Origin of the sequence: Photorhabdus tasmaniensis (assembly GCF_011189505.1) — a bacterium.
Classification (GTDB): domain Bacteria; phylum Pseudomonadota; class Gammaproteobacteria; order Enterobacterales; family Enterobacteriaceae; genus Photorhabdus; species Photorhabdus tasmaniensis.
Window position 1 is genome coordinate 1 of the sequence record NZ_PUJU01000152.1, and the last position, 1,343, is coordinate 1,343.

At 47.6% G+C, this 1,343-nt stretch carries 1 protein-coding gene and 1 pseudogene; both read right to left on the minus strand.

Features of this window, described 5'->3' with window-relative positions:
• Positions 1-341: pseudogene (locus tag C5471_RS23260) on the minus strand (tail fiber assembly protein); the annotation flags it as partial.
• Positions 341-1,336 (minus strand): tail fiber protein, encoded by a 996-nt coding sequence (locus C5471_RS23265; protein WP_422630943.1) that lies wholly within the window; start codon positions 1,334-1,336, stop codon positions 341-343. The gene C5471_RS23265 and the pseudogene C5471_RS23260, both read right to left, overlap by 1 nt.
• Positions 1,337-1,343 lie beyond the last annotated feature (7 nt).

A 1,343-nucleotide genomic window follows, 5' to 3' on the forward strand; every position in this document is an offset into this window, starting at 1 on the left:
GTGAGCGTATCCGGTAATTCCCCGATTTCAGATATCTCAGTAGCCGCGCGAGTTTGCGTGTCGTAAGCGGTTTTACCCCGGTAATCAGGTAAGATTTCCCAACAGAGTTTATCTTCGCTACGACAAACCGCCTTATCATGAGAATCGGGAAGTTCTGGCGCATCAGAATAAGCACCAGCCGATAAGCTGACACCAAGCATCACATATTCAATATTAGAGTTCGTGAATTCTCGTGTAATTTGATTAGAGTGATAAACCTTTATCCAGCCTGCCTGAATAGCCAAACCATCTTTACCCAATACGGCTGTTTCATGGTCTAAAGAGTATTTTTGTTCTGTCATTATGCTGCTCTCACCATGTAGTTAAATGCTATGTTCCGGGGGCGGGTTTCGTTGCCACCCGTTTTTTCTGTTGTGCTGTCGATATATAAAAAACCATTATTATCTTCGTCGCTATGACCAGACCCGAGGTTACCGTTATACCCACCCGGCGTCTCTTCTTTCTTGTTAGCACTGCGGAGACCGTTCATATTTTCGATATAATACCGATCGCGATAGCCATGTTTATGACTTACAAACGCATCCCCCTGCCACGACAAAATCCCTCGCCCCGCATCAGCAGTACCACGCCCATCATCCCAGCCACGAATGAACTCACCGCGCAGATCAGGGAGCACGCCGGATGGGTATGCTGCTGCTAATTGCGGATATTGAGATTTATTAAATGTTTGACCGTTGCACGCAAGGTAACCTGATGGAGGATTTGGCTGCGGCCACGGAACAGGAGAGCCCAAGGGGCAGTTACTGACTGGACCACCGTCTATTTCACCGTTAGTATTAAAAAAATACGCATATAGCTCACCGTATTGATTAACATAGATTTGCCCCGTATCACCGCCTGTCCCGATGTTAATGCCTTTGACCCATCCCGCTCCGCCTCCGCCAGAAAATGCCCCCACAAACCTGCGGGTGGGAATATTTTCAACATAAACTGTTTCCGGCAAAGCCCCCACATCCCCGGCATTCAAACTGACATCCCCACTTAACGTCTTCCCGTTAATTTTCCGACTGCTAGGCACGGCATTATTAGCCTTTTGAACGATGATGTCGTCAGTATAAACACATTCCCCTCCCGGTTTTGCACCATTATTATTGGAAAATTGTGCAAATAACCGCCCGGATGAATTAACCCAGATCTGGCCATAGTCGGAATCGCCGACGCTGATCCCTTTTGCATAGTTAGTATGCGCTCTACCTTGGAACGCGCCGTTATATCCAAGCGTCGGAATCACATCAACAGATTTCAATCCTGGATATGCCCCCTGAGCCAAATTCACCGTTTCC